This window comes from Nocardiopsis suaedae, from assembly GCF_027706745.1.
Taxonomy (GTDB): domain Bacteria; phylum Actinomycetota; class Actinomycetes; order Streptosporangiales; family Streptosporangiaceae; genus Nocardiopsis_A; species Nocardiopsis_A suaedae.
The window spans coordinates 1-17,818 of record NZ_JAQFWP010000035.1; the positions used below are offsets into that span (position 1 = coordinate 1).

Sequence of the window (17,818 nt, forward strand, 5' to 3'; positions counted from 1 at the left end):
CTAGGACGCCGCCCTCTCAAGGCGGTAACGGCGGTTCGAATCCGCTCGGGGGTACCAGGAGGAGCCCGGACTCATCGCGAGTCCGGGCTTTTCGCATGTCCGGCGCGGCAGCGTCCCCCGCGTGACGGTGTGTCCCCCGCGCGACGGTGTGTGCCGCGGATCACCCTCCCCTCCCGTCACGGCCCGGCGGGCCGCCGTGTCCCCCTTGTCGACGAACCGCCTCCAGCGATCGACGACGAAAGGCAGGCGCCCCATGAAGCGCGTCACCGTCCGGGACCAGATCCCCGAGATCTACGGCAAGATCCTCGAGGTCGGCCCCGAACTGCAGAAGATCCTCGGCGACACCCTGGCCGAGCTGGTGAAGCTGCGCGTCTCCTACATCAACGGGTGCGCGTTCTGCATCGACAAGCACACCGCCGACGCGCTGGAGCGGGGCGAGTCGCGGCAGCGCCTCTTCCTGCTGGCCGCGTGGCGGGAGGCCCCCGCCCACTTCACCGACGCCGAACAGGCGGCGCTGGAGCTGGTCGACCAGGTCACCCGCCTGGGTGAGCACGGGGTGAGCGAGGAGGCCTACGCGGGGGCCGCCGAGCACTTCGACGAGCGGGAGACCGCGGCGCTGATCCTGGCCGCCGCGCACATGAACCTGCTCAACCGGGTCGCCATCACCACGCACCTGCACCCGCCGCGGCGGCGCTCCTGACCGCAGGCGGTCAGGCGCCCTCGGAGATCCGGGCCACCAGGGCCCGGGTCTCCACCTCCCCGGCGCCCGCGGCGCCGGTCATCGCCAGCAGCTGGTCGAGCAGCCAGTCGGCCAGCTCCTCGGCCGGCATCGTGCGCTCGCGCAGCCAGATCAGCACCGCCGACTCCACCGCCGAGATCCAGCACCGCAGCGCGAGCCGCATCCGCGGCCCGGGGGCGCCCGCCCCCGACCGTTCCACCAGCAGGTCCAGGACCTGCCCGCGCACCTCGTCGATGACCGACTCGGTGCTCTCCGTGGCCACCATCGACCCGCCGCGCAGCAGCGCGGTGTAGGCCGGGGCGTAGGCGTCGGCGAAGGCGATGAACTCCCGCAGCGCGGCGCGCAGCTGTTCGAGCACCGGCAGGTCGGGCGGCGGCACCAGACGGGGGGCCAGCTCGTCCACGGCGGTGCGCAGCGCCGCCTGCCGCAGCTCGGCCATGTTCGGGAAGTACCGGTACACCAGGGCGCGCGACACGTCCGCCGCCTCGGCCACGTCCTCGGGGGCCACCTCGTCGGGCGGGCGCCGGGCGAACAGCTCCAGGGCGGTGCGGATGAGGTCCTCGCGCCGCCGGTGGGGGGCCATTCGGCGGGGGCGCCGCCCCGCTCCGCGCCCCCCGCCGCCCGCGCGCTCGCTGCTGACCATGGTCCCGACCGTACCGGGCGGGGCTACAGGTCGACGACGAGTCGGCCGCCGTCCGTCCGGGACACGCACAGCGCGACGGTGTCGTCCGTGCCGCTCAGCAGCGGCACCCGGCAGGTCCCGCAGAAGCCCTGGCGGCACGAATAGGCGACGTCCGGGACGGCGTCGCGCACGGCGTCCAGAGCGGAGCGGTCGGCGGGGACCGTCAGCACCCGCCCGCTGCGCGCGAGCTCCACTTCGAAGGGGACGCCGCCGCGCACCGGCGGCGGGGAGAACCGCTCCCAGAAGAACGGCAGCGACGGGTGGTCGGGCAGCGCGCTGCGCACGGCGTCGATCATCGGCGGCGGCCCGCAACAGTAGACGGCGGTCCCGGCCTCGGGGGCGCCCAGCAGCTCCGCGCCGCCCGGCACCCCGTCGGCGTCGTCGGAGCGCACCTCCACGGTCCCGGAGGGCGAGGACGGCAGCTCGTCCAGGAACGGCAGCGCGGCGCGGCTGCGGCCGGTGTAGACGAGCCGGAACGGTGCTCCCCGCCGCGCCGCCGCCTTGGCCATCGGCAGGATCGGGGTGATGCCGATGCCCCCGGCGATGAATACGTAGCGGTCGGCGCGCGCGAAGGGGAAGGCGTTGCGGGGGCCGCGCACCGCCACCCGCGCCCCTGGTTCGAGCGCGTGAACCTCGCCCGAGCCGCTGCCGCCGGGGATGCGCCGCACGGCGATGCGGTAGCCCGCCCGGTCGGCCGGGTCGCCGCACAGGGAGTACTGGCGCACCGCGCCGGAGGACAGCACCAGGTCCAGATGCCACCCGGGCTGCCAGGGGCGCACGGGGCTGCCGTCCTCGGGCTCTAGGCGCAGGGCCGCCACGTCCTCGGCGGGACGGTCGACGGCGGCCACCCGCATGGGCAGCTCCCGTCCGGCGCCGCTCGCGCCGCCGTCGGGGTACTTGGCGCCGCCGAGGCGGGCCATGACCGGTTGCAGGCCGTTGAGGAGCCGTTCCAGGCCCCGGAAGAAGGGGTCGGGGCGGTCCCGCCCGGCGAGGTCCCTGGGGAAGGGCGGGTCCGCGTATCTTCGGCTGCTGTGCTTCACGTACCGGCCGCCCCTCAGTGCTCGGCGGCGCGCGCGGCCGGGGACACGGCGAGGTAGGCAACGGCCTTGGCGGTCGAGCCGACCTGCGAGGGGTGGAAGCGCGGCTTGAAGTACTCGGGGACCGACCGCGCAAGCCGCCACAGGTTGGGGGTGGTGCCCTGCCGCCCGGTACGGAGGATGTCGCGCCAGCGGGGTTTGAGGCGCCCCTTGGTGACCGGGTCGGCGGCCATCAGGAACCGCACGCCGCGCACCCACAGGGCGAACAGCGCGCCCGTGGACACGACCATCGCCAGCGCGCGGCGCCGGTAGTCCCCGTCCACGTGCATGAACAGGTCGAAGGCGACGGCCCGGTGCTCGACCTCCTCGGCGCCGTGCCAGCGCAGCAGGTCGAGCATCACGGGGTCGGCCCCGGCCCGGTCGAGGGCCTCGGCGTCGAGCACCCACTGCCCCAGCACGGCGGTCATGTGCTCGATGCCCGAGACCAGGGCCAGCCGCGTCATCAGCCACGATTCGGCCTTGGCGCCGGTGAGGCCGCGGTCGCCCAGCAGCCGCCGGAACATCCAGGCGATCTGGGAGACGTAGGGGGAGGGGTCGAGCCCGTGGGCGTCCATGTGGTCGAGGACCCCGGCGTGGGCCTCGGCGTGCATGGCCTCCTGCCCGATGAAGCCGAGCACGTCCTCGCGCAGCCGCTCGTCGCGGATGTAGGGCAGGGCCTCCTTGAAGACTTTGACGAACCAGCGCTCGCCTTCGGGCAGCAGCAGGTGCAGCACGTTGATCGTGTGTGTGGCGAACGGGTCGCCGGGGATCCAGTGAAGGTCCATGCGCGTCCAGTCGAATTCGACGTCGCGCGCGTGCAGCACGATGTGCTCGGGCTCGTCTTCAGGGGCGTCGGAGGTCATGGGGGCCTTCCTCAGGACAGGGGGGACAGGCGGGCGGCGGCGCGCAGGGCGGCGGGGGCCAGGCGCGACAGGGCCAGCCCGGCGCGGGCCTCGGAGGTGACGGGGAGGACTTCGGGGGCGCGGTCGACGGCGTCGGCGATCTCCCGGGCGGCGCGCTCGGGGGTGAAGCCGCGGCGGCGGTAGAGCCGGTTCAGGCGGTCGCGCGTGGAGGAGGCGGACCCTGCGCCGCTGAAGGTCGTCGTGGAGATGATGTTGGTGTTCACCAGCCCGGGGCACACGGCGGTGACCCGGATGCCGTGCTCGGCCAGCTCCCCGCGCAGGCACCGGCTCAGCATCAGTACGGCCGACTTGGTGGACGCGTAGGCGGGGTAGGCGCGCGAGGGCAGGTAGGCAGCGGCGGAGGCGGTGTTGAGGATGCGCCCGCCCACGCCCTCCTCGATCATCATCGGGGCGAAGGCGCGGCAGCCGTTGACCACGCCCCACAGGTTGACGTCGATGGCGCGCCGCCAGTCGTCGGGGGCGGTGTCCAGGAACGTGCCGCCGACCCCGATCCCCGCGTTGTTGTTGCCGGTGTCGGGCACGCCGTGCTCGGCGCGCACCCGTTTGGCGAACTCCTCGACGGCGGCGGTGTCGGCCACATCGACCTGGTAGGCGGCGGCACCGGGACCGGTGCGGGCGGCCTGTTCAGCGGTGCGCTCGGCCGCGCCGCCGTCGATGTCGGCGCAGACCACGCGGGTGCCGCGGGCGGCCAGCTCCAGGGCGGTGGCGCGGCCGATGCCGCTGCCCGCGCCGGTGACCACGGCCAGGGGGCCGCGGCCCGGTGCCCGCTCCTCCTCGGTGTCGGCGACCAGTTCGCGCACCCGTCCGGCGACCACGCCGGGCCGTGAGCGCGGGATCCAATGCCCTCCGGCCACGCGGTGGAAGCGGAAGTCCTCGCACCACTGGGCGGCGGAGGACTGGGCGCTTTCGAGCATGAACAGCTCGTGCGTGGGGGCGAGCAGCTGCACGGGAACGGAGGTGCGGCGCTCCTGCGGGCGCAGCAGCCGGTCGCGCATGTTCACCCGGTACAGCTCCAGGCCGTTCAGCTGGTTGCGCAGCAGGCGCCGCTCCCTGGGCGGGCGGCCCTTCGGCGGGCCGACGCGCTCCAGCGCGCGCATGGCGGCCCCGCCGATCCCGGTGAGCCAGGCGAACTCGGGCGCCCAGGGCAGGTGGAAGAAGCCGATATAGGCCGAGCGCAGCGCCTCGTCGGCGACCTCCGCCAGCGCGCGCGGGCTCGGGCGCAGCCGGGAGCGCAGCCAGTGCGCCGCGTGGTCCAGGCAGGGCCCCGAGACGGAGGTGTAGGAGGCGAACAGGCGCGCGTGGCGCTCCTCGGTGACGGTGTGCCAGGCGGCGAGGGAGCCCCAGTCGTGGGCGAGCAGGTGTACGGGGCGGTCGGGGCTCGCGGCGGCGGCGACCCGGGCCAGGTCGTCGGCGAGGCGGTCCAGGGCGTACCCGGACCGCTCGCGCGGCGCGGGGGAGGCGCCGGCGCCGCGGACGTCGTAGACGACGACGTGGTGGTCGGCCGCCAGGTCGGCGACGACGCCCTCCCAGACCGAGGAGTCGTCCGGGTAGCCGTGGACGCACAGCACGGTGGGCGCGGCCGGGTCGCCGTAGGAGCGCGCCGCGAGCGCGAGTCCGTCCCCGGTGGGGACGGAGAAGCGCGTGGCGGTGGTGCCGGTCACATCAGTGCGAGACATGGCGTCATGTTAAACAAAGTGTCAATAAGGGGCCAGGGGGTGGGGCGCGATTCCGTTCCGCGCACCTTGGGCAGGAATGGGGACATGCGAGCGCGACCGCGGGCGCTGCGGGCCGCATCGGCCCTCCTCGTCCTCATGGCCGCCCCGGCCTGCGCGGGCGGGGGCGGTGAGCCGCAGGAGGCGGACGGCCCCGGCGGCGCGTCGGGCACCGGCCCGTCCGCCACCGGGGAGCAGGGGCGCCTGGTCCCGCCGGGCGAGCCGGAGACCCTGGCCACCGGGCTGGAGGTGCCCTGGGAGATGGAGTTCCTGCCGGACGGGTCGGCCCTGGTCAGCGAGCGCGACTCGGGGCGCGTGCTGCGCGTCGACGCCGACCCCGGCACCGAGTCCGAGGAGGTCGGCACCGTCGAAGGGGTGGGCCCCGGCGGCGAGGGCGGGCTCCTGGGCCTGGCGGTGGAGCCGGGGGCCGACGGGGACGGCGGGGACGGCGGGGACGTGTTCGCCTACTACACGGCCGACACGGAGAACCGGATCGTGCGCATGTCCTACACGCCCGGGGAGGGCCTCGGTGAGCAGGAGGTCATCGCCGACGGCATCCCCAAGGCGCGGTTCCACAACGGCGGCCGGATCGAGTTCGGGCCGGACGGCATGCTGTACGCGGGCACGGGCGACGCCGGGCAGAGCGGACTGGCCCAGGACACGGACTCGCCCGCGGGCAAGATCCTGCGGATGACCACCGACGGCGACCCGGCGCCGGACAACCCGTTCGACAACCTCGTCTACAGCTACGGCCACCGCAACGTGCAGGGGCTGGCCTGGCACGGCAACGTGCTGCTGGCCACCGAGTTCGGCCAGGACACCTGGGACGAGGTGAACGCGGTGCGGCCCGGCGGCGACCACGGGTGGCCCGGCGTGGAGGGCGAGGGCGGCGGCGAGGGCCAGGTGGACCCGCTGGTGGTGTGGCGCCCCCCGGAGGCGTCCCCGAGCGGGGCGGTGGTGGCCGCGGGCTCGCTGTGGGTGGCGGCGCTGCGCGGCGAGCGCCTGTGGCGGCTCCCGCTGACCGGCGATCCGGAGGACCCGGTGGGCGAGCCGGAGGCGCTGTTCACCGGCGAGTTCGGCCGCATCCGCGACGTGGCGGCCGAGCCGGGCGGCGGGGCGGTGTGGATCGCCACCAGCAACCGCGACGGCCGGGGCGACCCGGCCGCCGACGACGACCGGATCATCCGGATCCCCCTGGGGGAGTGAAGTGGGCCCCGGTCAGGCGATGCCGCTGCAGTCGAGGGGCGCGGTGAAGGGGTCGGGCAGGTGGAGGATCCCCTCAGGGGAGGGGCGGGTCTGCTTGCGGTAGACCCCCGCCTGCGGCTCTTCGAAGAGGGTCCATCGGCCGTCGTCGATGTCGATGAGCAGGTAGGCGGGGGCCTCTCCGAGCGCGTACCCGCGCAGCTTCTTCACCCTGTCGGTGTCCGCGTTGCTGGGAGAGGTGACCTCCACGGCCAGAGCGGCGACGTGAGAGGGGAACTTCCAGCGCTTCTCTTCGAGCATCGGCTCCGGGAGGAGGACGAGATCGGGGATGTAGCGCTCCCCGGTCGCTCCGATGGTGAGCGTCGCGTGCTGGACCGCCAGGTATCCGGGAGCGAGGTCCTTCAAGGCGTCCTGGAGGAGACTCGTGATCCTGAGGCGGGGGCCCAGGGGGGTAGGCGACACGACCAGATTCCCTTCGATGATCTCCACCCGGAAGCCGTCGGGTGGCGTGAAGGTGTCGGCGACCTCCTGGAGGTCGAACGACGCGCCTTGGAACGGCACCTCAGGAAGTGGTGCGGCCATCGGCCTGACCTCCTATGTCGAACCGTCGGTCGTGACGCTAACAGGCGCCTTCCAGGTTAGTCCGGCGTTTCGCCGAATCCCAGGCACCCGGCCCCGGGCGGTGCCCCCTACATCCCCTCGGTGTGGTGCAGGGCCTCGGTGATCTTCTCGGAGGCGGCCGTCACGGCCGGGGCGTGCAGGCGGCCGGGGGAGCGGGTCAGGCGCTCGATGGGGCCCGACACCGAGACCGCCGCGATCACGCGGCCCCCGGGGCCGTGGATGGGGGCCGACACCGACGCCACGCCCTGCTCGCGCTCGCCCACGCTCTGGGCCCAGCGGCGGCGGCGCACCTGGGTCAGGCTCTGCGCGGTGAAGTGCGCCCCGCGCAGGCTCCGGCGGATGCGGTCGGCGTCTTCCCAGGCCAGCAGGATCTGCGCGGCGGACCCGGCGTTCATCGGCAGCTCGCTGCCGACCGGCACCGTGTCGCGCAGGCCGCTGGTCCGCTCGGCGGCGGCCACGCACACCCGCACGTCGCCCTGGCGCCGGTAGAGCTGGGCGCTCTCCCCGGTCAGGTCGCGCAGCTGGGCCAGGACCGGGGTGGAGACCGCGAGCAGCCGGTCCTCCCCGGTGGCGATGGACAGCTCGCCCAGGCGCGGGCCGAGCACGAACCGACCCTGGCTGTCGCGGGCCACCATGCGGTGCCGCTCCAGGGCCACCGCCAGCCGGTGGGCGGTGGGCCGGGCCAGGCCGGTGATCCGGACGAGCTGGGCCAGCGACGCCGGCCCCGATTCCAGGGCGTCGAGCACGGACATCGTCTTGTCCAGGACGCCGACGCCGCTCGATGGGCTAGAGTTGTCCATGGCTTGATATTGCCGTCTCGATATGTGGAATGCAAATCCGTTCGGGGCGGGTGTCGGCCGCTGTCCGCGCACCGCCGAGACGCGAGGAGGCGTCGCCATGGCCCGCACGATGGCCGAGAAGGTCTGGGAGGAGCACGTCGTCCGGCGTGCCGAGGGCGAACCCGACCTGCTCTACATCGACCTCCACCTGGTCCACGAGGTCACCAGCCCCCAGGCGTTCGAGGGCCTGCGCCTGGCCGGGCGGAGCGTGCGCCGCCCCGACCTCACCGTCGCCACCGAGGACCACAACGTCCCCACCGAGAACGTGTTCGGCCCCATCGCCGACAAGGTCTCGCGCACCCAGATCGAGACGCTGCGCAAGAACGCCTCGGAGTTCGGCGTGCGGCTCTTCCCCATGGGCGACATCGACCAGGGCATCGTCCACGTGGTGGGACCGCAGATGGGCCTGACCCAGCCGGGCATGACCATCGTCTGCGGCGACAGCCACACCAGCACCCACGGCGCCTTCGGCGCGCTCGCCTTCGGCATCGGCACCAGCCAGGTCGAGCACGTGCTGGCCACCCAGACGCTGCCGATGGCGCCCTTCAAGACCATGGCGGTCACGGTGGAGGGACAGCTGCGGCCCGGGGTGACCGCCAAGGACATCATCCTGGCGGTCATCGCCGAGATCGGCACCGGCGGCGGGCAGGGCTACGTCATCGAGTACCGGGGCGAGGCCATCAGGTCGCTGTCGATGGAGGCCCGGATGACCGTGTGCAACATGTCCATCGAGGCCGGAGCGCGCGCGGGCATGATCGCCCCCGACGCGACCACCTTCGACTACATCAAGGGCCGCCCGCACGCCCCGCAGGGCGCGGACTGGGACGCCGCCGTCGCGCACTGGGAGGACCTGCGCACCGACGAGGACGCCGGGTTCGACCACGAGGTGGTGCTGCGGGCCGAGGACATCTCGCCCTTCGTCACCTGGGGCACCAACCCCGGGCAGGGCGTGGCGCTGGACGCGGCGGTGCCCGCGCCCGCGGACTTCGACGACCCGAGCGCGCGCGCCTCCGCGGAGAAGGCCCTGGCCTACATGGACCTGGAGCCGGGCACGCCGATGCGCGACATCGCGGTGGACACGGTGTTCCTGGGGTCGTGCACCAACGGCCGGATCGAGGACCTGCGCGCCGCCGCCGAGGTCATCCGGGGCCGCAAGGTCGCCGACGGCGTGCGGATGATGGTGGTCCCCGGCTCCATGCGGGTCAAGGAGCAGGCCAACGCCGAGGGGCTGGGCGAGGTGTTCACCGCCGCCGGGGCCGAGTGGCGCGAGGCCGGGTGCTCCATGTGCCTGGGCATGAACCCCGACCAGCTCAAGCCGGGCGAGCGCAGCGCCTCCACCTCCAACCGCAACTTCGAGGGCCGCCAGGGCAAGGGCGGCCGCACCCACCTGGTCTCGCCGCTGGTGGCCGCGGCCACCGCGGTGCGCGGCACGCTGTCCTCGCCCGCGGACCTGTAGCCGGGCCCCACCGACGACGGCGACGACGGAAGCGAAAGGCTCAGAGCATGGAGAAGTTCACCGTCCACACCGGCAGGGGCGCCCCCCTGCGCGCGAGCAACGTGGACACCGACCAGATCATCCCGGCCGTGTACCTCAAGCGGGTCTCCCGCACCGGCTTCGAGGACGGCCTGTTCTCGGCGTGGCGCGCGAGCGACCCGGACTTCGTGCTGAACAAGGAGGAGTTCGCCGGCGCCGACGTGCTGATCGCCGGGCCCGACTTCGGTACCGGCTCCTCCCGCGAGCACGCGGTGTGGGCCCTGCAGGACTACGGCTTCAAAGCGGTGCTCTCGCCGCGGTTCGCCGACATCTTCCGCGGCAACTCGCTCAAGGGCGGGCTGCTGACGGTGGTGCTGCCGCAGGAGGTGATCGAGCGGCTGTGGGAGATGGTCGAGGCCGACCCCGCCACGGACATCACCGTGGACCTGGTGGAGCGCGAGGTGCGCGCCCCCGGCCTGGCGCACCCCTTCGAGCTGGACGACTACACCCGCTGGCGGCTGATGGAGGGGCTGGACGACATCGCCCTGACCCTGCGCGAGACCGACGACATCTCCGCCTTCGAGGAGCGGCGGGCGCCGTGGCTGCCGGTGACGCAGTAGGCCCCGGGGAGGGGGCCCCGGGCGGCCCGGACGGGTCGGACGTGCCGCCCGGCGCGGAATTTTACCTGGATTTGGCGCGGCGCCTGCGGGAGGCCCACCGGCGGGCCGAGGCGCTCCCCGAGGGTGTCCGGATTCCGGTTATTCGTAGGCTTTTGACGGTCACAGAAGCGGTCAAAAGGGATCCCGTGCGTGGTTCCGAGCGGCTGGACCGGATGCTGGAGGAGATCTCTGCGCAGGTGGAGGAGCCCCCGACACGCTGAGAACTTTCGGTGTTTGTGTTTGTGCCAGGGCCCTCCGGTCCCCTAATTTCGTGCGAGCAAGGGGGAACCGGAGGATCTAATGAACAAGCGTGACCTGATCGACGCGATCTCCGACCGGTTGGGGGACAAGAAAACCGCAACCGAGGCCGTGAACGCCGTGTTGGAGACCATCCAGAAGACCGTCGCCGAAGGCGACAAGGTGGCCATCACCGGGTTCGGCGTGTTCGAGAAGGCCGAGCGCGCCGCCCGGACCGCCCGCAACCCCGCCACCGGGGAGACCATCAACGTCCCCGCCAGCTTCGTCCCGAAGTTCCGGGCCGGGGCCGACTTCAAGGACCTGGTCAACGGCAAGAAGAAGTAGCCCCCCGGGCGGTGGCGGCGCCGCTCGGCCCACTCGGGCCGGGCGGCGCCGTCGTGTGTGCGGGGACGGCCTTGTACGGGGCCCTAGAGGCCCAACCGCCCCAGCGCCTTGGCGGTGTGCGGCCCGACCCCCAGAGCGCGCGCCAGAGCCAGGTCCGCGCGCGTGTCGACGTCCCGGCGCAGCCCCGGTACATCGGTCCGGAGGATCTCGACCGTGCCCAGCGAGCGGTGCCGCATGCGGGAGCGCCCCTCGAACGCGGGGAGGAACGCCGCCCCCGGCGCGGCGGCGTAGAGCGTGGTGCCCACCCCCAGGGCGTCGGCGGTGAACGAGCGCGCGTGCAGCCCCGCGTCGGCGAGCACCCGGTCCAGCTCGTCGGAGCGCAGGGCGGGCAGGTCCGCGGAGACCGCGCACACCCCCTCGTCGGGGCGCAGCGCGCGCGCCTGGTCCGCCCCGTGCGCCAGCGCCGGGTTGAGCCCGCCCCCGGGCTCTCCGTCGACGATGTGCGCGCCCAGCGCCGCCAGGGCCTCGTGCGCGCGCGGGTCGTCGGTCACCGCGAAGACGAGGCCGACGCGCGGACAGGCGGCCGCGGCCATCACGGTGTCACAGGCGAACGCCAGCGCCAGCTCCGCGCGCGCGGCGTCCGGACCCGCGAGCCGCGTCTTCGCGCTCTCCAGGGGCTTCACCGGGACCAGCACCGACCATGTCACCGGCGCACTTCCCCCTCGGTTCTGCGGGACCCCGAACGGGGCAACCCGGGCGGACACTGAAACAGACCCGGAAAAAGGGTAAACAGGACGGGGTGCGGGCGCGTACAGCGCGCCCGTGACATGGGACGACCGCCGGGGCTCCTAGACTGGGTCGACCGCGCACGGACCGTCCCACCCCCTGGGGCTGTGCGGAGTGCGCCGATGACCAGGGGCGAATCCGGAGGAAGCAGTGGCCCAGCAACGCGAGTCGCGGTGGGTGAAGGTCGTGGTGGCCTCCATCGTGCGCCCGATCCTGCGAGCGGTGACCCGGCCCCGGTGGAGCGGGCAGGAGAACGTCCCCCGCGAGGGCGGAGTGATCATCGCCGCCAACCACCTGTCGTTGTCCGACCCTCTCACCATCGCGCACTTCCTGTACGTGGGGGCGCGCCGGTGGCCCACCTTCACGATGAAGGAGGCCGTCATGCGCATCCCCGTGGTGCGGTCGGTCGCCCGCAGCACCGGGCAGATCCCCGTCAAGCGGGGCAGCACCGACGCCGTCAAGGCGCTGCAGGAGGCCGAGAAGGCCCTGGTCCGCGACGGCAGCTCGGTGATCTTCTACCCGGAGGGCACCTGCACCCGGGACCCGGAGCTGTGGCCCATGGCGGCCAAGACGGGCGTGGCGCGGCTGGCCCTGACCACCGGCGTCCCGGTGGTCCCGCTGGCGCACTGGGGCGAGCAGCACCTGCTGCCCTACGGCACGTCGAAGCTGCGCCCCTTCCCGCGCAAGAAGGTCGAGATGGCGGCCGGGCCGCCGGTGGACCTGTCGGCCTACCGCGACAAGCCGCTGACGTCGACCCTCCTGAAGGAGGCCACCGCCGACATCATGCGCGCCATCACCGACCTGCAGGCGGGCATCCGCGGCGAGGAGCCCCCCGCCGTGCCCTTCGACCCCAAGCAGGCGCGGCGCGAGGCCGTGGAGGAGCGCTCCGCCGACGAGGGCGCGCCCGGGGACGGAACCGGGGACGCGCCCGGCGACGGGGCGGAGAACGGGGCCGAGCGCCCCTGAGCGCACCGGGAACGAGCGCACCGACAGCACGAGTAGGACCGGAAAGGGGCCGCATGACGAAGGTCGCGGTCATGGGCGGCGGTTCCTGGGGGACCGCCTTCGCCAACGTGGTGGCCGACGCCGGCGCCGCCGACGTCGAGGTCTGCGGCCGCCGCGCCGAACTGGCCGAGGCGATCTCCACCCGCCACGAGAACCCCGACTACCTGCCGGGGATCGCGCTCAACCCGGCCCTGGCGGCCACCGCCGACCCGGCCAAGGCGCTCGCGGGCGCCGAGTTCGCCGTCGTCGCGGTGCCCTCCCAGTCCCTGCGCGCCAACCTGCGCGCCTGGGCCCCGCACATCGCGCCCGGCACCGTGGTCGTCAGCCTCATCAAGGGCGTGGAGCTGGGCACCTCGCTGCGCGCCAGCGAGGTGATCGCCCAGGAGCTGGACCTGCCGCCCGAGCGTGTGGCCGCGGTGACCGGCCCCAACCTGGCCCGGGAGATCGCCGAGCGGCAGCCGGCCACCGCCGTGGTCGCCTGCCCGCACGAGCCCACCGCGGTGCGCTTCCAGCACCTGTGCAAGTCCGCCTACTTCCGCCCTTACAGCGCCACCGACCTGGTCGGCGCGGAGCTGGGCGGCGCGGTCAAGAACGTCATCGCCCTGGCCGTGGGGGTGGCCGTGGGCATGGGCTTCGGCGACAACGCCAAGGCGGCGCTGATCACCCGCGGCCTGGCCGAGACCGTGCGGCTGGCCGTGGCGCTCGGGGCCGACGAGCACACCCTGGCCGGGCTGGCCGGGATGGGCGACCTGGTCGCCACGTGCTCCTCGCCGCTGTCGCGCAACCGCACCTTCGGCGAGCAGCTCGGCAAGGGGTTCACGGTCGAGCAGGCGATCGAGAACACCAAGCAGACCGCGGAGGGGGTCAAGTCCTCCGAGTCCATCCTGGCGCTGGCCCGCGCCAACGGGATCGACATGCCCATCACCGAGGCCGTGGTCGGCATGATCCACCACGACCTGTCCCCGGCCGAGGCGCTGCAGGCCTTCATGGCCCGCACGGCCAAGCCGGAACGGTACGGAGTCTGAGGAGGGGCGGCATGGCCGGCCACGGCGGAGAGTACGGCGAGGCGACGCGGGCGGTCCGGCTGCCCACCGGCGGAGGCACCCGGGGCGAGCGCCCTATGCGCCCGCCGGTGCACCGCAGCACCACCTACGCCTTCGAGGCGTCCCAGGACTACGCCGACGTGCTGGACGGCGTCCGGGGCGGCTACTCCTATGCGCGCATCGACAACCCGACCTCCGACGCCTTCGCCACCGCTTTGGCGGCGATGGAGGGCGCCGGGACCGGCCGCGAGGTGCACGGCCAGGCGTTCGCGTCCGGCATGGCGGCCATCAGCACCGTGCTGCTGGCACTGACCTCCGCCGGGTCGCACGTGGTGGCCTCGCGCGCGCTGTACGGGAACACCTTCTCGCTCCTGGACGGGATGCTGCGCCGCTTCGGTGTGGAGACCGACTTCGTCGACATCGGCGACACCGAACAGGTGCGCGCGGCGATGCGCCCGGAGACCGCACTGGTGTTCACCGAGACGCTGTCCAACCCGGCCATGCTCGTCTCCGACATCCCCGCCCTGGCGGACGCCGCCCACGACGCCGGGGCGCTGCTGGTGGTGGACTCCACCTTCGCCTCCCCGGCGATGTGCCGCCCCCTGGAACACGGCGCCGACCTGGTCCTGCACTCGGCCACCAAGTACATCGGCGGGCACAGCGACGCCACCGGCGGCGCCGTCGCCGGGTTCGGCGAGCCGATGGCCCGGGTGCGTGCCGCCCGCGTCGACCTGGGCCCCTGCCTCGCCCCGGACGAGGCCTACATGCTCCACCGGGGCCTGGAGACGCTGCCGCTGCGGGTGGCCCGCCAGTGCGCCACCGCGGCCGAGTTCGCCGCAGCCGTGGCCGCCCACCCGGCGGTCGCGAACGTGGACCACCCGTCGCTGCCGGGCCACCCCGGGCACGGGCTCGCCCGCGCCCTGTTCGACGAGGGCCGGTACGGCGCCGTGGTGACGGTCGCCCCGCACGGCGGCCGCGAGGAGGGCATGGCCTTCGCCGACGCGCTGGGCCTGGCCGACGTGGCCGCGTCGCTGGGCGGCACGCACACCCTGGCCGGGCACGTCGCCTCCACCTCGCACCGCCAGATGAGCGACGCCGAGCTGGAGGGGGCGGGCATCGCGGCGAGCGCGGTACGCTTCTCCATCGGCCTGGAGGACCCGCAGGACCTGGTCCGCGACGCCCTCGCGGCGCTCGACCGCAGCGGCGGTGCGTGAGAGCCGGGCCGGGGCGGGTATGCGGTCACCGGGGACGGGGCCGATCGGACAGCACCGGAGCGCCGCCGCGGCGCCCGGGTCGGAACGAGGCGAGATCGGGTAGGTCAGCATGGCCGAGCAGCGCAGAACGGGCGGGAACGACAGGGTCCGCGTCGCCGTGGTCTTCGGCGGTCGCAGTTCCGAGCACGAGATCAGCTGCGTCACCGCGGGCAGTGTCCTGTCGGTGATCGATGAGGGCCGGTACGAGGTGGTGCCCGTCGGCATCACCCGCACCGGCGAATGGGTGCTGGCCTCCGGCGACCCGGACCGCCTGGCCATAGAGGGCGGGGAGCTGCCCACCGTGGAGGGCGCGGGCGGCGGCAAGGCGCTGGCGCTGCCGTTCGACGCCGGGACCGGGCTGGCGGTGATGGAGCCCGGCGCGGTGCCCGAGCGGCTGGCCGAGGTGGACGTGGTCCTGCCCCTGCTGCACGGCCCCTACGGCGAGGACGGCACCATCCAGGGGCTCTTCGAGATGATGGGCGCGCGCTACGTGGGCGCGGGCGTGTTCGCCAGCGCCGCCTCCATGGACAAGGTCTTCATGAAGGCGATGCTCACCGGGCACGGGATCGCCACCGGGCCGTACGTGCCGGTGACCGACCGCGAGTGGCGCACCGAGCGGCGCCGCGTGCTCGACGACGTCGCCAAGCTGGGCGAGGTGCTGTTCGTCAAGCCCGCGCGCGCGGGCAGCAGTGTCGGCATCACCAAGGTGAAGGACGGCTCGGACACCGACGCGGTGGTGGCCGCGATCGAGGCCGCGCGCGAGCACGACCCCAAGGTCATCGTGGAGGCGGCCCTGTCCGGGCGCGAGGTGGAGTGCGGCGTCCTGGAGGGCGCGGACGGGGGCGCCCCGGAGGCCTCCCTCCCGGCCGAGATCCACGTGGCCGACGGGTTCGACTTCTACGACTTCGAGGCCAAGTACCTGTCGAGCAGCAGCCTGACCATCCCGGCCGACCTGCCCGAGGAGGTCATCGAGCGCATCCGCGCCCTGGCGGTGCGCACCTTCGAGGCCATGGGCTGCGAAGGGCTGGCCCGGGTGGACTTCTTCTACGGCGACGACGGCGAGGTCTACGTCAACGAGCTGAACACGATGCCGGGGTTCACCCCCAGCTCGGCGTTCCCGCAGATGTGGGCGGCCACCGGCGTCGACTACGCGCAGCTGGTGGACCGTCTGATCACCTCGGCGCTGAACCGCTCCGCGGGCCTGCGCTAGCGGGGCTGCCCCGGACCGTAGGGCGGCTGCCACTGCTGCGGCGGGTGGCCGCCTTGCGGGTACCCGCCCTGCGGGTACCTCTGCGGCGGTGCCGCCGGAGGGGCGGCCGGGGGAGCCGCGGGCAGGATCCGCCGCGCCAGCAGGGTGCCCCCCGCCGTGGCGGCGGGGAAGACGAACACCGCCACGAACGGGATCGCCAGCAGGAAGTAGGCGGGCACGGCGAAGCCCAGCGACAGGGCCTTGCGGGACCACAGGGCGCGCCGCCGGTCGCCCAGGCGCCGCAGCCCCCGCCGGTCGAAGGCGGCGCCCACCAGCTCCATGCCGAGCATGAACCCGCCGAACAGCGCGGAGACCACCGGGACCACCGTCTGCCCGACGACCGGGACGAACCCGGCGATCAGCAGCGGCAGCGATACCAGCGCCGAGATCAGGACCAGCACCAGCGACTGGCGCACCGACCGCGCGATGGACCCGGCCAGGGACTCGTCCACCTCGGGGGCGCCTCCCATGCGCTTCTCGACGTCCTCGGCGATCAGGTCGTACAGCGGGGCCCCCAGGGCCAGCGTCAGGCCGGTGAAGCCGACCACCATCACCAGCACGGCGGCGCCCACGATCAGCACCCCGGCGGTGATGCGCACCGTGTTCCGCCAGCCCTCGGCCCACGCGTCGGCGAAGGGGGTGACCCAGGCGGCCAGGTCGTCGATGCTGAACAGCAGCGCGATGAGCGCGCCGAGGAAGAGCAGGGAAGTGAACAGCGGGGGGATGGCGCCCAGGAAGAACAGCTTGGGGCGGCTCAGTACGATGCCGGCGCCGCGCAGCAGCAGCCCGGCGCCGGAGAAGGCGTCGCGTACGGGGGTGATCATGGTCGGTGAGCCTACCGACCGCGGGGGCGCGCTCGGTCCCCGGCCGCTGTCCACAGGCGGACGGAACCGTCTGGCGGCGCCGGGCGGCCGGGTGTCCGATGGGGCGCATGGACGAGTTCGGCGCTGTCACCTCCCTGGCCGCCTCCCAGCACGGGGTGGTCTCCCGCGACCAGGCCCGCTCCTGCGGGCTGTCCGACCGCGCGATCGACCGCCTGGTGCGGTCCCGCCGGTGGGCCAAGGTCCGCCCCAACGTCTACCGGGTGGAGCCGGGGCCGCTGCCGCTGGCCGCCCGGGTCAAGGCGGTGCAGCTGGTGCTGGGCCCCCGCGCGGTGGCGGTGGGGCCCACGGCCGCCCGGCTGTGGGGGATGCAGGGCCCCATGCCCGGCCCCGGGTACGAGCACGTGCACGTCAGCGCGCCGGGGCGGGGATCGGGCGCCTCCGCGGGGGTGCGCCGGCACGGCTGGGACGTCCCGGCGGGGGAGACCACGGTCCGCGGCGGACTGCGGCTGACCACCCCGGGGCGCACCGTGCGCGACACGGTGCTGCTGACCGACCGCTACACGGCGGTCAGCGTCGCCGACTCGGCGCTCAACCTGGGCCTGGTCGACCCGGGCGACCTGCCCGAGCTGGCCGACGCCAACGCCGGGAGGGCCGGCGCCCGGCGCAGCCGCGCCTGGTGGCGCGAGGCCGACGGGCGGGCGGAGAGCACCTTCGAGACCCGGCTGCGGCTGGTGCTCACCGACCGCGGGCTGGCCCCGCAGGAGCTGCAGTACCCGGTGTTCACGGCCACCGGTGAGCTGGCCGGGCGCGCCGATCTGGCCTGGCCGGACCACGGCGTGGCCGCCGAGGCCGACGGGGCGGGTCCGCACACGCTGCCGCAGGCCCTCTTCACCGACCGCGAGCGGCACAACCGGATGGCCGCCGCACCGGGGAAGCTGGTCCTGCTCCGGTTCACCTGGAGCGATCTGCGCCACCCCGACCAGATCGCCGCCATGGTCCGCGAGGCCTTGGCCACCCCCGAAGGTGCGAGGGAAGTGGGGGAGCCGCCCGGAGAGCGGACGTGAGCCTGGTCCCTGACGGCGGGGGAGCGGCCCGGTCTCCACCCACGCGTACAGCCCGGCACCGCTACAGGCAGGGCCGCCTCAACC

The 17,818-nt window shown here is 74.1% G+C and carries 19 protein-coding genes; 11 read left to right on the forward strand and 8 right to left on the reverse strand.

The annotated features are described in order from the left end of the window. Positions 1-253: 253 nt before the first annotated feature. Positions 254-700 carry a carboxymuconolactone decarboxylase family protein gene (locus O4U47_RS18120; protein WP_270679077.1) on the forward strand — a complete coding sequence of 149 codons (447 nt, stop codon included), beginning with the start codon at positions 254-256 and terminating at the stop codon, positions 698-700. 10 nt (positions 701-710) lie between these two features. Here O4U47_RS18120 and O4U47_RS18125 read toward each other — a convergent pair whose 3' ends face one another. The 4 genes from O4U47_RS18125 to O4U47_RS18140 all read right to left on the reverse strand — a co-directional run bounded on the left by O4U47_RS18125 (position 711) and on the right by O4U47_RS18140 (position 5,096). Then, complete coding sequence (locus O4U47_RS18125; RefSeq protein ID WP_270679129.1) at positions 711-1,322, reverse strand: TetR/AcrR family transcriptional regulator; 612 nt, start codon at positions 1,320-1,322, stop codon at positions 711-713. Positions 1,323-1,405: 83 nt separating this feature from the next. Then, positions 1,406-2,461: a PDR/VanB family oxidoreductase gene (locus O4U47_RS18130; RefSeq protein WP_270679078.1), complete on the reverse strand. Its 1,056-nt coding sequence runs from the start codon at positions 2,459-2,461 to the stop codon at positions 1,406-1,408. Positions 2,462-2,475: 14 nt separating this feature from the next. Beyond that, a complete protein-coding gene (locus O4U47_RS18135; protein WP_270679079.1) occupies positions 2,476-3,360 on the reverse strand; it encodes a metal-dependent hydrolase in 885 nt (294 codons plus the stop codon). Positions 3,361-3,371: 11 nt separating this feature from the next. Continuing rightward, complete coding sequence (locus tag O4U47_RS18140) at positions 3,372-5,096, reverse strand: SDR family oxidoreductase (RefSeq protein ID WP_270679080.1); 1,725 nt, start codon at positions 5,094-5,096, stop codon at positions 3,372-3,374. An 84-nt stretch (positions 5,097-5,180) separates the two neighbouring features. Here O4U47_RS18140 and O4U47_RS18145 point away from each other — a divergent pair, with 84 nt between their 5' ends. After that, positions 5,181-6,338, forward strand: a complete 1,158-nt coding sequence (locus tag O4U47_RS18145) for a PQQ-dependent sugar dehydrogenase (protein ID WP_270679081.1) — start codon at positions 5,181-5,183, stop codon at positions 6,336-6,338. Positions 6,339-6,350: 12 nt separating this feature from the next. Here the strand turns inward: O4U47_RS18145 and O4U47_RS18150 are convergent, their stop codons facing one another. Together O4U47_RS18150 and O4U47_RS18155 are read right to left on the reverse strand one after the other, a co-directional pair. Continuing rightward, the gene (locus O4U47_RS18150) at positions 6,351-6,917 is read right to left on the reverse strand and encodes a Uma2 family endonuclease (RefSeq protein ID WP_270679082.1); all 567 of its coding nucleotides are present in this window, start codon (positions 6,915-6,917) and stop codon (positions 6,351-6,353) included. A gap of 107 nt (positions 6,918-7,024) precedes the next feature. After that, positions 7,025-7,708, reverse strand: coding sequence for an IclR family transcriptional regulator (locus tag O4U47_RS18155; RefSeq protein ID WP_270679130.1), 684 nt, complete (start codon positions 7,706-7,708; stop codon positions 7,025-7,027). Positions 7,709-7,853: 145 nt separating this feature from the next. Between O4U47_RS18155 and leuC the strand changes: the two genes are divergently transcribed. From leuC to O4U47_RS18170, 4 genes are all read left to right on the forward strand, one after another. After that, complete coding sequence (leuC, locus tag O4U47_RS18160) at positions 7,854-9,251, forward strand: 3-isopropylmalate dehydratase large subunit (RefSeq protein ID WP_270679083.1); 1,398 nt, start codon at positions 7,854-7,856, stop codon at positions 9,249-9,251. A 47-nt stretch (positions 9,252-9,298) separates the two neighbouring features. Next, complete coding sequence (gene leuD / locus O4U47_RS18165; RefSeq protein ID WP_270679084.1) at positions 9,299-9,889, forward strand: 3-isopropylmalate dehydratase small subunit; 591 nt, start codon at positions 9,299-9,301, stop codon at positions 9,887-9,889. Between the two features lie 41 nt (positions 9,890-9,930). Then, positions 9,931-10,149, forward strand: coding sequence for an SCO5555 family protein (locus O4U47_RS31375; RefSeq protein ID WP_456299837.1), 219 nt, complete (start codon positions 9,931-9,933; stop codon positions 10,147-10,149). 79 nt (positions 10,150-10,228) lie between these two features. Then, a complete protein-coding gene (locus O4U47_RS18170; protein ID WP_017537129.1) occupies positions 10,229-10,510 on the forward strand; it encodes an HU family DNA-binding protein in 282 nt (93 codons plus the stop codon). Between the two features lie 83 nt (positions 10,511-10,593). Here the strand turns inward: O4U47_RS18170 and cofC are convergent, their stop codons facing one another. Beyond that, positions 10,594-11,217, reverse strand: a complete 624-nt coding sequence (gene cofC / locus O4U47_RS18175) for a 2-phospho-L-lactate guanylyltransferase (protein WP_270679085.1) — start codon at positions 11,215-11,217, stop codon at positions 10,594-10,596. Between the two features lie 229 nt (positions 11,218-11,446). Between cofC and O4U47_RS18180 the strand changes: the two genes are divergently transcribed. From O4U47_RS18180 to O4U47_RS18195, 4 genes are all read left to right on the forward strand, one after another. Next, positions 11,447-12,262, forward strand: a complete 816-nt coding sequence (locus O4U47_RS18180) for a lysophospholipid acyltransferase family protein (RefSeq protein ID WP_270679086.1) — start codon at positions 11,447-11,449, stop codon at positions 12,260-12,262. Positions 12,263-12,315: 53 nt separating this feature from the next. After that, on the forward strand, positions 12,316-13,326 hold the full coding sequence (locus tag O4U47_RS18185; RefSeq protein ID WP_270679087.1) for an NAD(P)H-dependent glycerol-3-phosphate dehydrogenase: 1,011 nt from the start codon (positions 12,316-12,318) through the stop codon (positions 13,324-13,326). Positions 13,327-13,337: 11 nt separating this feature from the next. After that, entirely contained in the window at positions 13,338-14,558 is a 1,221-nt protein-coding gene (locus O4U47_RS18190; protein WP_270679088.1) for a trans-sulfuration enzyme family protein, read from the forward strand. A 109-nt stretch (positions 14,559-14,667) separates the two neighbouring features. Beyond that, a complete protein-coding gene (locus O4U47_RS18195; protein ID WP_270679089.1) occupies positions 14,668-15,807 on the forward strand; it encodes a D-alanine--D-alanine ligase family protein in 1,140 nt (379 codons plus the stop codon). On the opposite strand, the gene O4U47_RS18200 is transcribed toward O4U47_RS18195, so the two are convergent. Further along, positions 15,804-16,670, reverse strand: coding sequence for an EI24 domain-containing protein (locus O4U47_RS18200; RefSeq protein WP_270679090.1), 867 nt, complete (start codon positions 16,668-16,670; stop codon positions 15,804-15,806). The genes O4U47_RS18195 and O4U47_RS18200 overlap by 4 nt on opposite strands. Positions 16,671-16,777: 107 nt before the next feature. On the opposite strand from O4U47_RS18200, the gene O4U47_RS18205 reads away from it, so the two are divergent. Next, positions 16,778-17,734 carry a type IV toxin-antitoxin system AbiEi family antitoxin domain-containing protein gene (locus O4U47_RS18205; RefSeq protein WP_270679091.1) on the forward strand — a complete coding sequence of 319 codons (957 nt, stop codon included), beginning with the start codon at positions 16,778-16,780 and terminating at the stop codon, positions 17,732-17,734. The last annotated feature ends 84 nt before the right edge of the window (positions 17,735-17,818 follow it).

Bases quoted from the DNA above. Each gene is read 5' to 3' on its own strand.
- O4U47_RS18145 (WP_270679081.1), top strand. From the start codon at position 5,181: ATGCGAGCGCGACCGCGGGCGCTGCGGGCCGCATCGGCCCTCCTCGTC.
- O4U47_RS18190 (WP_270679088.1), top strand. From the start codon at position 13,338: ATGGCCGGCCACGGCGGAGAGTACGGCGAGGCGACGCGGGCGGTCCGG.
- O4U47_RS18200 (WP_270679090.1), bottom strand. From the start codon at position 16,670: ATGATCACCCCCGTACGCGACGCCTTCTCCGGCGCCGGGCTGCTGCTG.
- O4U47_RS18195 (WP_270679089.1), top strand. From the start codon at position 14,668: ATGGCCGAGCAGCGCAGAACGGGCGGGAACGACAGGGTCCGCGTCGCC.
- O4U47_RS18150 (WP_270679082.1), bottom strand. From the start codon at position 6,917: ATGGCCGCACCACTTCCTGAGGTGCCGTTCCAAGGCGCGTCGTTCGAC.
- O4U47_RS18135 (WP_270679079.1), bottom strand. From the start codon at position 3,360: ATGACCTCCGACGCCCCTGAAGACGAGCCCGAGCACATCGTGCTGCAC.
- O4U47_RS18185 (WP_270679087.1), top strand. From the start codon at position 12,316: ATGACGAAGGTCGCGGTCATGGGCGGCGGTTCCTGGGGGACCGCCTTC.
- O4U47_RS18120 (WP_270679077.1), top strand. From the start codon at position 254: ATGAAGCGCGTCACCGTCCGGGACCAGATCCCCGAGATCTACGGCAAG.
- O4U47_RS18125 (WP_270679129.1), bottom strand. From the start codon at position 1,322: ATGGCCCCCCACCGGCGGCGCGAGGACCTCATCCGCACCGCCCTGGAG.
- O4U47_RS18140 (WP_270679080.1), bottom strand. From the start codon at position 5,096: ATGTCTCGCACTGATGTGACCGGCACCACCGCCACGCGCTTCTCCGTC.
- leuD (WP_270679084.1), top strand. From the start codon at position 9,299: ATGGAGAAGTTCACCGTCCACACCGGCAGGGGCGCCCCCCTGCGCGCG.
- leuC (WP_270679083.1), top strand. From the start codon at position 7,854: ATGGCCCGCACGATGGCCGAGAAGGTCTGGGAGGAGCACGTCGTCCGG.
- O4U47_RS18205 (WP_270679091.1), top strand. From the start codon at position 16,778: ATGGACGAGTTCGGCGCTGTCACCTCCCTGGCCGCCTCCCAGCACGGG.
- O4U47_RS18170 (WP_017537129.1), top strand. From the start codon at position 10,229: ATGAACAAGCGTGACCTGATCGACGCGATCTCCGACCGGTTGGGGGAC.
- O4U47_RS18155 (WP_270679130.1), bottom strand. From the start codon at position 7,708: ATGTCCGTGCTCGACGCCCTGGAATCGGGGCCGGCGTCGCTGGCCCAG.